Source organism: Bacteroidota bacterium, assembly GCA_016183775.1.
Taxonomy (GTDB): Bacteria; Bacteroidota; Bacteroidia; order JABDFU01; family JABDFU01; genus JABDFU01.
The window spans coordinates 11,467-27,035 of sequence record JACPDY010000023.1 but is presented as its reverse complement, the minus strand read 5'-3'; the positions used below and the strand labels follow the sequence as shown (position 1 = coordinate 27,035).

General features: G+C 40.3%; 5 protein-coding genes. 3 read left to right on the top strand and 2 right to left on the bottom strand.

Annotated features, from left to right (window positions below):
• Positions 1-90: 90 nt before the first annotated feature.
• Positions 91-1,635, bottom strand: coding sequence for a hypothetical protein (locus HYU69_03215; GenBank protein ID MBI2269347.1), 1,545 nt, complete (start codon positions 1,633-1,635; stop codon positions 91-93).
• Positions 1,636-1,809: 174 nt separating this feature from the next.
• Here HYU69_03215 and HYU69_03210 point away from each other — a divergent pair, with 174 nt between their 5' ends.
• Both HYU69_03210 and HYU69_03205 read left to right on the top strand, forming a co-directional pair.
• Positions 1,810-5,931 (top strand): SBBP repeat-containing protein, encoded by a 4,122-nt coding sequence (locus HYU69_03210; GenBank protein ID MBI2269346.1) that lies wholly within the window; start codon positions 1,810-1,812, stop codon positions 5,929-5,931.
• Positions 5,932-5,957: 26 nt separating this feature from the next.
• Complete coding sequence (locus HYU69_03205) at positions 5,958-10,334, top strand: SBBP repeat-containing protein (GenBank protein ID MBI2269345.1); 4,377 nt, start codon at positions 5,958-5,960, stop codon at positions 10,332-10,334.
• On the opposite strand, the gene HYU69_03200 is transcribed toward HYU69_03205, so the two are convergent.
• A complete protein-coding gene (locus HYU69_03200) occupies positions 10,321-11,703 on the bottom strand; it encodes a hypothetical protein (GenBank protein MBI2269344.1) in 1,383 nt (460 codons plus the stop codon). The two genes, HYU69_03205 and HYU69_03200, sit on opposite strands and share 14 nt — an antisense overlap.
• A gap of 370 nt (positions 11,704-12,073) precedes the next feature.
• On the opposite strand from HYU69_03200, the gene HYU69_03195 reads away from it, so the two are divergent.
• Positions 12,074-15,424 (top strand): SBBP repeat-containing protein, encoded by a 3,351-nt coding sequence (locus HYU69_03195; GenBank protein MBI2269343.1) that lies wholly within the window; start codon positions 12,074-12,076, stop codon positions 15,422-15,424.
• The last annotated feature ends 145 nt before the right edge of the window (positions 15,425-15,569 follow it).

The following is a 15,569-nucleotide window of genomic DNA, read 5'->3' as shown; positions in this document are numbered from 1 at the left end:
TTAAAACGAACCGTAGTTTTTTACGGAGAGCAAATATATATAAAACAGAGTAACAGGGCAAGCCTTAATTTGTGCGAATTTGGTTGAAAATCAAGTGTTTTTTTGAAGAGCTTTTTTTCTTAGGATTTCTATGAATGGCTTGTTCTCTAATTTACTGTCGATCCAGGATAGGTAATCAAAGTATTCCATTGCTTTTTTTGCTTCGCGATGTTTAATCAGGGCGGATAGTTTAGTTTTAAGGAGAACAAATGAATTGAAGTTTTTTGTTTTGCCTGAATGAATTTCTTTTTCAAAAAATACAACTATCACGTTTGCAAATTCGGTATAATACCCGTTTTTCTGCAAAAAATTCTTTGAGGCCCTCGTTAGGTTTGGTAAAAGATCGGTATTGCCTAACTCATAATGAAGAATTAGAATAAACAACCTTGCATCCGCCTGGATATCGATACGGTTTGGCTTATTGAAATTAATGACGATGTTCAGGTTTTGGAGGGCTTCGCGATACTTTGATAAATAGAAATAACCTAAAAACAGGTTTATGTATACCACCAGGTCGGCACCGGTTGTAGGCATCTCCTTGTGTACTTCATTTTTTACTTTTTCCCAGGAGTCAATGGCTTTTTCAGGGTGTAATAATATTAATTGGGCGTCCATATAATTTGCTAATATCACCCCTGCGAAATACGAGCTTAAATTTCTGCTTTTCTTTTTAGTAGGGAGTGAAATAAAAAAACCACTCGCCTTATTAAAAAAAACTTCTATCTCATCGGATCGGTTTATTTTGTTTAATGTGGTAATAACACGCGATAGTGCAGTTATGTAATTTGAGGCTCTTGAAAACAGGAGGTCCGGCTGCTGTTCAAGATATTTTACGAATTCGTTTTGCAGATCGAACGAAGAATTATTCCACTTTCCGGTTAACATATTTATAAGATGCCTGGTGTCATAATAGTAGTTCTTCGATAAATAAGTTTGTGCAAGATTTTTGTTTTTTATCAGCTGTAGATCTGAAATGTGTTTCACTTTTTTTAATAATGCAACACTTTTTAAATTATCAGCGTACAGGCTGTAAATATTACTTACCCCGAGCCATATATTCCTGTACTCAATTGTGTTTTGGATGGAATGAATGTATTTTTTTTCAGCCGCTGTTTCTTTATCAATGATCACAGCTGTTCCGTCTTTTATGTTCAGATGCCGGGCATGTGATGCTTTGAGATAACTTATAGATAGTAAGTAAGGATATTGTTCATGTTCAATAGCCAAAGCTTCCGCTTTTAACAGATAGTGTATGGATGAGCGGTACAGTGATTTTTCTAATAATAATTCAGAGTAGTGGATCAGGTTTTGGATCTTTCTCTTTACGGACGAATCGTTCGCATAAATTGAGATGGCGACAACAATTTTATCATATAATTGACTTTTGACTTGTTTCAGGTTCTTAATTCCACCCGTTTTTTTCAACTTTTTTATAAGTTCAGATTCGCTATAAGCTCCCATAGAATCAATAGCGTCAAAAAGAGTTATAAAATTACTTTTAGGCTTTTTTATATCAAAATTGAGCTTAAAGCATCTTTTTTCCTGGGATGTAAGTGACTTTATCAATTGGAAAAGTTCGTCGGAAGGGGTTTTCATTTTTTATCTATTGTAGTATAAAAATAAACTATTTTTGACAATATCACTTTAAAAAAAATATATCATATCATTTACTTTAGGATTGTTATGATTTGACTTGTCAAAGGGCCTTTTATATCTTTATAAAACAAGGATGCCCAAATTTTTTTGCATACAATATCAAAACAAAATCACTTGACAAATAAAAATTACGTAGATCAAATTCGCAAGGGAAAAGAATTATTGCCTGCCAGCCTTCGGTTTGTTTTATTTATTTCGGTTAGACTCTGTTTAGTTTCCATTCTTTTTATTCAAAGCAGTTTTGCACAACGAGCTATTGGCAAAGGCGATCAACAAACTCAGGCGCCTGATATTTCCCTGCGTGGAGCCGGAATGAACTTTACCCAAAACAAAGGACAGATCGTTGATATGGCCGGCAAAGTACGCCCTGATATTTTATTTAAAGGAGATGGGGGAGGAGCCGATATATATATCCGCAAAACCGGGATCAGTTACGTTCAAAGCAATATTGGAGAAGTAATGCATGAAATGCATGAACAGGCTGAGGAGCGTATGAAGAATAGTATGCCCGGTGGTGCACAAAATAGTATTACGGATGCAGAACCGGTAAATGAAGAAGTGGAAAAGGAACTCCTTCAGAAAATACACAGAATTGATATTGACTTTGTAAATGGAAATCTGAGCCCCCGGACAATTGTAAAAGAGCGATTAGAAGGTTATTCTAACTTCTATTATGCACATTGTCCAAAGGGCATAACCAATGTTAATTCTTATAATGAGGTAACAATAAAAAATGTTTACAATAACATAGATGTGAAATATTATGGCGGCAAACAAAATGGGTTAAAATACGATATAGTGGTAAATCCTGGAGGCAATCCCAATCAAATAAAACTAAAATACAGTGGAGCAAAGGAATTAAGAATTGATCCCGATGGATTGGAAGAAACACTAATAATTGAAACAAGTATTGGACGGCTTGGTGAGTATATGCCAAAGGTTTATCAAAATATAAATGGTAAAGTTGTTGATGTTAAAGCCCGGTATATCCTTAACGGTACAACTGTGAACTTTGAACTTGAAACCATGCCTGACGGCCGGCTGGCCTGGAACCCGGAACTCCCTTTAATCATCGATCCCTGGGTAAGCTATTATGGCGGCGAAAGTAATGAATGGGGACATGCAGTTACTAATGATCCTTCAGGTAATGTGGCGTTTGTGGGAGAAACATATTCGTATGCTTTTCCAATATCTGTTGGCGCTTTTCAGACTTCCCTTATAATCAAACCTGGCAATCATTACAGTGCCAACATTGATGCTTTTGTGGTAAAAATGAATCCGGCCGGAAATCGTCTTTGGGCTACATATTACGGCGGTACTGAAGGTGATTACGCTCATGGCGTTGTCACTGATGCTGCCGGAAATATTTCAGTGTCAGGTCAAACAACGTCATTAGATTTGCCGATAGGTACGTCAGGTGCCAATGTTGTGCATCAAAATTCATTTGCTGGTGTACTTGATGCGTATTTGTTGCAATTAAATCCGGCAGGTATGCGTTTATGGGCCACTTATTATGGGGGCACTGATAAGGATTTTAGTGGCGATCTTGCCAGTGATGGAAATAATGTTTATTTGTACGGTGAGACTAAATCTTTAAATGGTATTTCAACAGCAGGTTCTTTTCAATCTGCATTTGTGGGTGTGCAGGATGTTTTTGTAGTGAAATTTGCGGCAAACGGCAATCGCATTTGGGCAAGTTATGTGGGAGGGAGTAATTATGATTGGGAAGGTCGCATTGCCTGCGATATTTCCGGCAACATTTATCTAACAGGTTGTACCTGGTCGACAAACTTCCCGACTTTTGCAGGCCATCAAATGGCCTTGGCCGGAGGCGGCCAGGACGCCTTCCTGTTTAAATTTAATCCTGCCGGTGCCCGCTTATGGGCTACATATTACGGAGGTTCAGGGACAAATGATAACTACGCCGGCTCTACATCGTATCGTACTAACGGAGCGGGAGGCGCCGTGGCATGCGATAAGTCGGGAAACGTTTATATTTCAGGATGTACAAGTTCTCCAAACAACATCGCAACAGGAGGGGCGTATCAAACAGCATTGGCTGGTTCTTCAACAAATGCGTTCCTTGTAAAATTCAATAGTACAGGAACAAGACAATGGGGAACTTATTTTGGTTCAGGCGGTGAGTGGATTTCTGATATTTCTACGGATAGCAACAGCAATATTTATATTTTCGGAGAGATGGAAGACAATTGTGTTGCCCGTTCATCCTGTGCTTACCAGCCCAATTGCGGTAATGCTGCGGGAGGAGAAGATGAATTCATCGCGAAATTCAGTACTACCGGCTCATATCTTTGCACAACAAATCTGGGAGGTGACGGAGAAGAAGACCTGGAAGAGGGGGGAGTAGGCATTTCCATATTCGGAAATTACTTATATGTAGCGGGCAGCACAGCTGGGCCGGCATGGCCCGCTATGTTAGGATTCCCCGTTACGTCAGGCGCCTTTCAAACAGACTTTGGAGGGGGAGGAGGTGCCAGTTATGGAGGAGGGGATGCTTACATTGCTCAACTATGTATAAATATTTGCGAAGCAAAAGTCCTTGGTCTGAATTTTACTCCCAGTCCTTCAAAAGTATGTGCCGGTGTACCAATTACTTTTACGCCAGTTGTGAACAATTCATGCGACACTACTGGATATAAATTTCAATGGACATTTCCCGGCGGAAACCCTTCAAGTTCTACTGCTGTTAAGCCTGTCGTTACCTATTCTGCTTCTGGAAATTATACGGCTAAACTCGTACTTACAACAATTTGTAAGAAAGATAGTATTACAAAAGTGCTTTCTTCCTGCGTATGCACTGTCATGGCCAATGCGGGGGTCACAGCGCACGTTACCTGTAATGGCAATAAATTGGGTAGCGCAACTGCCACTGTAAGCAGTGGCAGCGGAGGGCCTTATATCTATAACTGGAGCAATGGTCAGACATCCTCTGTTGCAACCGGTCTTACTGTTGGAAATTATACTGTTACAGTCATTGATGGAGCTTGTTCGGCATCATCTATGGTTACTATAGTCGATCAATCAACTCTTAAAATAGCAAAAACAAGTACTAATATTTCCTGTCCTTCTTCATCAGGGGCTGTTGCTACTGTTACTCCGAGTGGCGGAGTGTCACCATATTCATATAGCTGGAGTAATGGCTGGGGTGGAACAAATTCCATAGGTGGCCTTGCTGCCGGAGGTTATACTGTAACTATTACCGAAAGCAATGGCTGTACCGCAACAAGTACATTTAATATTACAGGGTCAACTCCATTTGTTTCAGCAGCCTTTACAATATCACCTTCCGGTACAGTTTGTGTCGGAACAGCTGTAAATTTTATAAATACCGGAAATGTTACAGGGTCCAAATGGGGTGCTTCTTATACCACCTGGCTTATTTCCCCAATAACTCCTGCCAATGTAAGTGGAAGCACTGTCGATTTTTCATATACTTTTTTGACCGCAGGAACTTATAATATTACCCACGACATTGATACCATGGTTGGTAATGGAGTTTGTTATTCCAGGATAACGCAGGTAGTAAAAGTAGTTAACTGTAATGGTCCAATCATAACAACCACAGGCAGTTCAGTGTGTCCTGGTTCCTGCGCTACAGTAACATCGAGTGGCTCAGGCGGCACTGCTCCGTATACCTATTCCTGGAGTACCGGAGCTACAACGCAAAACATAGCTCCCTGTCCCGTGTCTACAACTACTTATACAGTAACAGTAAGAGATGCCGGTGGCAACACATCTACTTCAACAGCAGTTGTAACAGTAAATCCTGCTGTAACTGTCACTACAACTGCAACGAATATATCCTGTAATGGAGGAACAAATGGTTCAGCGGCAGCGGCAGTAGGCGGTGGCAGTTTCCCTTATGTCTATACATGGAGTACGGGTGCTACCACATCTCAAATCTCAAATCTCACATCTCAGATATATACAGTTACAGTAACTGATTCAAAAGGTTGTGTTGCTACTTCTACTGCCTCAATAATATCACCGCTGGCTTTAACCGGACAGTTCACCAAAGGCACGGCTAACTGTATAAATTGCGGGTGTAAAGAATGGATCCTTGTAAATGCTACTGGCGGCACAAGCCCGTATAGTTATACCTGGCCGGATGGATATACCAACAGGTATAAGAACAGGCTTTGTCCGAATTCTTACTTTGTAAATATAAAAGATAAGAATGGGTGCAGTGTGAATGTTAGTTTAACGGCACCCTGAGTGTTACATAGAAAACTATTTTAAAAATGGATATATTGAGAGTTGAGAATTATACACGCTATGTTCAAAAGGAAAAAAAATTATTGTCTGCCGCCTTTCGTTCTGCTTTATTGATGGCAGCAGGGTTTTGTTTGGTTGTAACTTTATTTATTGGTAAAGGCTTTGCACAGCAGGCTATTGGTAAAGGTAGCCCACAAGCTCAGTCGCATAGCGCTTCACTGCGCGGTTCCGGGATGAACTTTACACAAAACAAAGGTCAGATCGTTGATGTGAAGAATCAACTCCGCCCCGATGTTTTATATAAAGGAGAATGTAAGGGAGCAGATGTTTATTTACGTAAAACAGGCATCAGCTATGTGCAAAGTAATATGGATGAAGTAATGCATGACGTGCATGAAGAGATTGAGGAGTTGGAAAGATCGGGTGGATTCGGGGATCAATCTGAACAGGAAAGGATGCGGGAACTTTTAAAAATGAAAACTACAAAGCTGCATCGTGTTGATGTGGATTTTTATGGTTGTAACCCTAATGCTCAAACTCAAACAGCCGAAGAGGTTGAAGGGTATTCAAATTATTATTATCCACACTGTCCACAAGGCATCACCAATGTAAATTCCTATAATGAAGTGACCGTAAAAAATATTTACTGCAATATTGATGTAAAGTATTATGGAGGTAAAGAAGGAGGATTAAAGTATGATATTGTAGTGAACCCCGGCGCCGATCCGGACCTGATAAAGTTGAAGTATTCAGGATTTGAAAGTATAAAAATGAGGGGGCAAAATCTTTTAGTTGAAACATCTGTGGGCACTATGGAAGAAAGTATCCCAAGGGTTTATCAGCTAATAAACGGAAACGTAGTAAACATCAAAGCAAAATATGTTTTGGGTTTGAATTCAAGGGAAAAACATCAGGAACTGAATGAGGCATTTGTTTCTTTTTCTGTTGATACATACGACCCTTCTTACCCCCTGATCATTGACCCCTGGGCATGGGCAACTTATTATGGAGGTAATAATCAGGAAGCATGCACAAGCCTTGCTGTAGATGCGAATGGAAATGCGCTGATCACAGGCTATACCTCTTCCGCAAATTTTCCTGTGGGAGGATCGACGGTATTTCAGGGAAGCCTTACCGGAGGTGTCGGATCTTCGGCACAAGATGCCTATGTGGTAAAATTTTCTCCTGCAGGAGCAAGACTATGGGCTACTTTCTATGGTGGAAATAATTACGATTATGGATACGGAATAACTGCCGATCCATCAGGCAATGTGTTGATCACAGGCTTAACAAACTCCGCAAATTTTCCTGTAGGGGCAACCGCCGGCAATACGGTATTTCAGTCAACGTATGGTGACATCGCAGGAAGCTCCTCTTACGGAGATGCTTTTGTGGTTAAGTTTTCTCCAACGGGGGCCCGTTTATGGGCTACGTTTTATGGAGGAGGAGCAAGTGATTCGGGTGCCGATATAGTAACGGAATCGGGTGGAAATATTGTTATCACAGGAACAACAGCTTCAATCAATTTTCCTTTGGGTGCAACTGCCGGAAATAGCATATTTCAGAACTCTTCCGCGGGAGGTACAGACGCCTTTGTGGTGAAGTTTAACCCTACCGGTTTGCGTATATGGGCAACCTATTATGGAGGAAGTGGAGCGGAGAATAGCCTTTGGCCATTCTACGGAATTGCCGTTGACCTTTCAAATAACATTGTAATTGTCGGAAATACAAGATCAACTGATTTTCCTGTTGGAGCAACTGCCGGTAATAGTGTATTTCAAACAGCTTTTGGAGGTGCCACGTTTGCAAATGACGGGGATGCTTTTGTTGTGAAATTTGCTCCCAATGGAATACGCTTGTGGGCTACCTATTATGGAGGGAGCGGACATGATGGAGGGCATGATGTAGCAATTGACCTTTCGGGCAATGTGGTAATTTCCGGAATGACTTATTCGACAAATTTTCCAATCGGGGCGAGTGCTGGCAATGTTGTTTATCAGGGTTCTAATGGCGGATCGTACGATGCTTTTGTAATAAAGTTTTCGCCTACAGGACAGCGTTTATGGGCCACTTATCATGGGGGGAACCAAATGGAGGTGGGATATTACTGCGCTACCGATAATAACGGGAATATTTATATTCTTGGTGACTTTGAAGATCAGGGTTACGGCAATTTTCCAATGAATACCTGTGCGCTTCAACCCGTGTATGGTGGAGGAATAGAAGATTGGTTTGTTACTAAATTCAAACCAACCGGTGAGCGTATTTGCAGTACGTTTATTGGAGGAAATGTAATTGAGGATGACCTTGATCTGGGCGGCGGTATTGCTACTTATCAAAATTACGTATATGTGGCAGGTGGAACAGGCGGAGGTTTTCCTGTTACTGCCAATGCCTGGCAACCAACATACGGAGGAGGATCAGCGGCTAATGGATTAGGAGATGCAGTTGTTGGAAAATTTTGTGGTAACAGTTGTGGAGCCACTAATAGTACTACTGCAAATTTTAATACTCCTGCCGGCATCTGCAGTAATTCTGTTGCTCAGTTTACTTCATCAGTAACCAGCACGATTACTTGCGATACTAAAAGTCAGCTCTATAAATGGTACTTTCCGGGAGCATCACCTGCAACCTCCACTCAGCAAGATCCGAACAATATCAGCTATTCTGCTCCGGGTACATTTACCGTGTCTTTGGTGGTTGATGGCGTATGCAGCCGTGATTCTGTATCAAAAGTAATAACAGTAACCAATTGCAGCTGTAACATGACAGTGGTAACAAGTGTAACTTCTAATGTTACTTGTAATGGATCCAACAACGGCAGCGCGCAGGTAACTATCAGCAATGGTGCGGGTGGCCCATATTCCTATAGCTGGAGTAATGGTGTGAATTCAAATACAAACAGCCTCACCTCTCAGATATCGGGGTTAACTTCCGGAACTTATACTGTGACTGTTACAGAGGGTTTATGTAAATCGGTAACATCAGTAACCATTACACAACCCTTGCCCTTATTGGCAGGACTATCTGCCCCGCAGTGGTCATGTCCTCCAAATACAGCTTCAGTCACTGCCAATGCATTCAATGGAACGCCTTCCTATACATATACATGGAGTAGCAGTCAGACTACGCAAGGTGCAACAAGTTTAGTTCCTGGTAACTATACTGTAACGGTTCGGGATCAGGGCGGTTGTACCACTAGTCAAACAATGAGATTGAGTCTTCCTCCCGCATTTACTGCAAGTGTAACAACTACAAGTATAAGTTGTACAGCAAGTGGTGAGGCAACACTTTCTGTAACGGGAGGCGTGCCTTCTTTTTCCTATAGCTGGAGTAATGGATCTACAGGTAATCTGGTTTCAATTGGAAACAGTACAAAGATCACAGGACTCGTAGCTGGCGCTTATACAATTACTGTAACAGATGGTATAGGATGTACTTCAACCCGGGTTGCAAACGTAACGGGCACAAGTCCCGTTTCAGCAACATTTACATATTCTTCTGCATGTATTGGCTCACTTGTAAGTTTTACAAATACGGGAACCCCACCCGGGACTGGAGTTACATATAATTGGATTGTTTCTCCAATAACACCTGCAAATGTAAGCGGAACAACAACAAATTTTTCTTATACTTTTTTAACGACTGGTACTTATAGTGTTGAACACACAGTTGGCAGTGCCGGGTGCACTAACAAAGTAATAAATAATATTACTATTATTAATTGTACTGGTCCTTCAGTCACGGCCACCGGCAGTGCAGTATGCCCCGGCTCCTGCGCCACAGTTACGTCCAGTGGGTCGGGTGGCAGCGGTACATATACTTATTCGTGGAGCAATAGTGCAACAACACAAAACATAAGTCCGTGTCCTGCAACAACTACCACATATACAGTAACAATAAGAGATACAGGTGGCAGCACATCTACTTCAACAGCAGTTGTAACGATAAATCCTGCTGTAACTGTTACTGCAACCGCTACAAATATACCCTGTAACGGAAGTGCAAACGGCTCAGTCTCTGCCGCCGCCGCCGGTGGCAGTCCCGCATTCACCTATAACTGGAGTACGGGTGCTACAACATCTCAGATCTCAAATCTCACATCTCAGATCTATACTGTAACAGTAACAGATAACAAAGGCTGTACATCCGTTTCAACAGCTACTGTAATTTCTCCTTCCGCTCTGGCAGGTCAATTTGCTAAAGGAACTGCCGCCTGTGCGGGCTGCGGGTGTAAAGAATGGATTATGGTAAATGCAACAGGCGGCACAAGTCCGTATAGCTATACCTGGCCTGATGGATATGTGAACAGGTATAAGAATCATCTATGCCCTGGAATGTATATTATAAATATCAGGGATAAAAACGGGTGCAATGCAAGTGTCAGTCTTACCGCACCTTGATGACTTTTGCCTTTTCACGCATTATTTCCGCAAATGGTCTGTTTTGAATTTTACTTTCAAGCCATGAAATAAAATCAAACTCCTGTGCAAGGAACGATTCTTTATTCCTGTCATGGATCAAGGACATGTTCTGCTGAAGTTGTTTAAAAGTATTTATACGCTCGTTCCTGTTATTTGGCCATATCTTTTCCTTTAAAAAAAAGTTTAATGCTGTTTTTTCAAAATCATTCAGTAGGTTGTTTTTTAAATCCCATCTCAATACAGATTTTGATATGCCCGGCAAAAGATCATAATTACCCAGTTCAAAATGTGCCAATAAAAAAAGCAGTCTTACCTTTTTTTGAATATCCAGCCTCGCACTATCTTTTTTGTTTAAAATTTGATTTGCATAAAATAATGTTTGACGATAATTGGTTAATAAAAAATAGCTGTAACATAAGTTAAAACATATGCCCGAACTGTTGCTCACAGTGCGTTGCGATATTTTTTTCTTTAGACTAGAATGAGCTTCTATAACCTTATCTGGTTTAATTAAATCAAGTTGACCGCCCATATAGTTAAGCGTAAGGTTCGTAAACATTTCGATTAATCGACCATCCTTCATTTTTAATGGCAATGATGCATAAAATGCCTGCCCCTTATCAAATGTTTGTTCAATTTCTTCCGTTCGGTTAGTTTTAATTTGAACTATCATAAAAATTGATAATTCACCTAAGTAATTTCCCGCGTCCATTGCTTTTGGAAACTTCAAATTGCGTCTTTCTATATAATCCAACCACCCTTTTTGCTTCTTATATAATCGGTCATCCCATTTGTTAAGGACATTGGAACAGACAAAACGGATGAAATTAGTTGTTTGTAATGATGAAAAGGTCAGTGTCTTATTAGACGATGATAATAAAGGTGACTTCATTATCGATTTTAAAGTATTTCTGTCAACCTTGTTTGAGTTACCTATACCCTTGTCATTTATCAATTTCACCATAACTCTTAACTTTTGTAAATCAAAATGATTTTTAACATGCCTTATATAATCATTTATTTTAACTGCATCAGTCATCAGATAATTTTTCATCCTTTCCTGCAGTTCAGATTTTCGTATGATATTTATTCTTAAAAAGACGATCAATATCAAATACTCATGTTTCTCGTTTTCAGCGGCCAATTTTTCAGCTTTTATTAATAATTTAAGCGCAATTTCGATCAGTTTTTTTCTCTCAAGCAATTTAGTCTGGTGAAGTAATTGTTGCAATTCACTTTCGACAGAATCTGTACGATGATAATCCGATAACGATTTTAATACAGCCTGAAACAAATAGCCCTTCATAACTTTAAAATGCTTATTTCTAAACTGCTGCTTAAGCGACAATTCGTTATATATTGTCTGATTATTAATTGCATTAAAAAGATTGATATAACTATTACCACTTTTACTTCTCGATCGCTGCATCTTGAAATAGCGTTTTTCGTGAGCATTAAGGGATTTGATCAGGTGAAATAATTTATCGGATGGGGATTGCATAATTTATTAAAGAAATAGTAGATGTATAAACATAGTAATTTGTTTTCAAAGACCTTACCTATGATATAATATTTATAGATATATATTCAATTTTACTATTTTTTATGCATAATATGGATTATAACTACTATTAAGAACATTACCTTCCATTAAATATTGATTGATATATTATGATTTCTGGTTTAAATTTACACTTTAGGAAAGTCTAATTTGCATCATGAAAAATTCAAATTTTAATACTGCGCTTAAAAACATATTATATATTTCTGTACTACAGTCGCTACTTTTTGTGAATTATGTAGGGGCCAATACCAATTTAGGTAAAAATACAACTGAGGCGAAGAAGCAACCTGCCCAAAGCCAACGCGGAAATGGCCTGCGTTTCACCCCAAACAAAGGACAAATAGCGGATATGAATGGCAAATTTCGTCCGGATATATTATACAAAGCCAATGGAGGTGGGTCGAACATATATCTGCGTGAAACAGGTTTAAGTTATGTATTTACCAACATGGGAGAAGTAATGCATGATGCAGAAGAACAGGCAGAAAAACTGAAAAAAGAAGCTTCAGCTCCTCTTGACCAAGCTAATGAACAGCATGGGAAATATGAGGTAATTCAAAAGCAAACATTGAAAATACACAGGATCGATATGGACTTTGTCAATTGTTTGCCCACTCACCCATCTTCTGCAATATTAACGAATGATATAACTTCAGAACAGGCGGGAAATAAAAATCTAACTTTTGTCAATGAAGATGAAGTGGAAGGGTACAACAATTATTACTATGGCCATTGTCCTATGGGAGTAACACATGTAAAGCAATACAATAAGGTAACCTATACAAATATTTATAACAACATCGATGTAAGTTATTATGGTAACCAGGAAAACGGATTAAAGTACAACATCATTGTAAAACCAAACGCAGACGCTAACCAGATAAAACTACACTGGACAGGCGCGGAAGACATACACATTAACCGCGCAGGAAATTTAGTTGTCAAAACCAGCCTGAACGAATTTTATGAATCCATACCTAAGGTGTATCAAAATATTAATGGGAAGATTATTGATATAAAAACAACATATGTCTTAACCCGAATATCCGCAGGGGAGGTAATTATTAATTTTTCATTTTCTATTTATAATTCTTCATTTCCTTTAGTGATCGATCCCTGGGTTTCCTATTACGGTGGGAGTGATCCGGATTTTGGTTGTTCTGTAACAACGGATATTTCAGGTAATGTAGCTTTTACGGGACAAACTGCCTCAGTTGGCTTACCTGTTACTGTAGGTGCTTTTCAAACAGTTTTTGGCGGCGGCGGTGTTGGTATTTATGATTCATTTATAGTAGAAATGAATTCAGGCGGCACCATGTTATGGGCAACCTACCTGGGAGGATCAGGCAGCGAAGGACCTACAGGAGTTGCTTCAGATAACTTTGGTAATATATTAGTGGCCGGAACTACACGATCAACCAATTTCCCAGTTGGTGCATCCGCAGGAAATGTGTTGTACCAAAGTGCAACAGGTGGTTCAAGTGATGCTTTCCTTTACAAATTTTCTCCGGCAGGACTAAGGCTATGGGGCACTTATTACGGAAGTACCGGCGGGGATTCTGGTTATGATGTTGCTACTGATGGTTCAAATATTTATTTATATGGCTCTACGTCTTCAACCACTGGTATTTCAACTGCAGGTGCTTTTCAAGTAGCACTTAACGGGTTCGGAGATGTTTTTCTGGTAAAATTTACATCCATTGGAAACCGTACCTGGGGCAGCTATGTAGGTGGTTCCAGTGGAGAAAATTGGGGAAATGGTGGCATCTCTTATGATACCGTTACAGCAAGCATTTACTTATCAGGAATAACGACTTCAGCAAATTTTCCTGTTTCTCCAGGTTGTCACCAGCCTCTTTTTGCGGGCGGATTTTACGATGGGTTTTTATTTAAATTTAGTTCAGCAGGAGCCCGGTTATGGGCCACTTACTATGGAGGAACGGCTCAGGAGTATTACACATGTATGAACACATGTGATGGCCTTGGTAATGTAATATTAAGTGGTGTTACCAATTCAATGACCGGAATCTCTTCCGCTGGAGCTTACCAGGTAAGCAATGGTGGTGGCGGACTTAATATTGATACGTATGTGGTTAAATTTAATAGCGCAGGAGTTCGTCAATGGGGAACTTATCTTGGAGGAAATGTCAATGAATATGTTTGGGGCATAGCTACCGATGGGAATAATAATATATATATCGCCGGAGATTTTGAGGACCAGGGTCCCGGGAATTATCCCATCAGTCCATGTGCTTATCAAACTGCTTTTGGCGGCGGCCCGGTAAACGAAAATGAAGATCAGTATATAGCAAAATATGATCCCGGTGGAAAGCAGCGCTGTATAACGTATATGGGTGGGAACCTTGAAGATGACGCGGATAATTATGGGAATACAATTACTATAGATGGTAATATATTATACCTTACAGGTTTTACTCATGGAAATTACCCCGTAACAGCAGGTGCTTTTCAAACAGTGTTTGGTGGCGTTGTTGGTACCTGGGGAGCTTCCGATGCCTTTATCAGGCAGCTGTGTATTAATCTATGTGAAGCTAAGGTGCTTGGCTTAAATTATTCTGCCAGCGCAACTGCCGTATGTGTTAATGCTCCTGTTACATTTACACCAACGGTAAGTAATTCCTGCGATACTTCGGGATATAAATTTCAATGGACATTTACAGGCGGTAATCCGGCAAGTTCTACAGCTATAAATCCAATAGTTAGCTATCCAATAGCCGGAAACTATAGTGTACAGCTAACTCTTACTACAACTTGCAAAAAGGATAGTTTAATAAAAACATCATATATAACTGTTACCTCTTGTGGCGGTATCACTGCATTGGCTACCGGAGCAAGTATCTGTTCGGGAGCTTGTGCTACTGTATCAGCAAGCGGCAGTAATGGAACATTACCATACACATATTCTTGGAGCAATAGTGCAACCACGCAAAATATTAACCCTTGTCCTTCATCAACCACCGCTTATACGGTCACAATAACCGATGCGGGAGGAAATACTGCCATCTCCACTGCTGCTGTAACGGTAAATGCATCTGTTGCTATCACTGCCGCACCAACTAACATAACCTGCAACGCCGGTACCGATGGAAGTGTTATCGCAAATCCAGGAGGCGGCACCTCACCTTATACTTACAATTGGAGTAACGGGCAAACCACGCAAACCGCCACTGGTCTTCCTGCTGGCAATTATTCGGTAACTGTTACTGATTCGAAAGGCTGTACTGCCACTTCTACTACTGCAATAATTTCGCCTCAGCCTTTAGCGGGTCAATTTACAAAAGGAACCGCCAATTGTACAGGCTGCGGATGCAAAGAATGGATCATGGTTACCGGCTCGGGTGGCACAAATCCATATAACTATGCTTGGCCCGCCTCGGGTGGATATACCAACCGGTATAAAAACCAGCTTTGTCCGGGCGCATATTCGGTAAATATTACTGATAAGAACGGATGCAGTATAAATGTTAATCTTACAGCGCCGTAAGTAGTTGTCGGTTGTTAGTTGTCAGTGTCAGTTGTCGGAAAATGCAAATTTGAAAACCGGGAATAACAACCAACAACTACCAACCAATAACCGCCTCCCCAACCATCCATCCTCATTTTAGTGCTCTTGTCCTCTTCATTTATAC

What these genes read in the sequence shown, in the direction of transcription:
- HYU69_03215 (MBI2269347.1), bottom strand. Translation starts at nt 1,635, where the DNA reads ATGAAAACCCCTTCCGACGAACTTTTCCAATTGATAAAGTCACTTACA.
- HYU69_03205 (MBI2269345.1), top strand. Translation starts at nt 5,958, where the DNA reads ATGGATATATTGAGAGTTGAGAATTATACACGCTATGTTCAAAAGGAA.
- HYU69_03195 (MBI2269343.1), top strand. Translation starts at nt 12,074, where the DNA reads ATGAAAAATTCAAATTTTAATACTGCGCTTAAAAACATATTATATATT.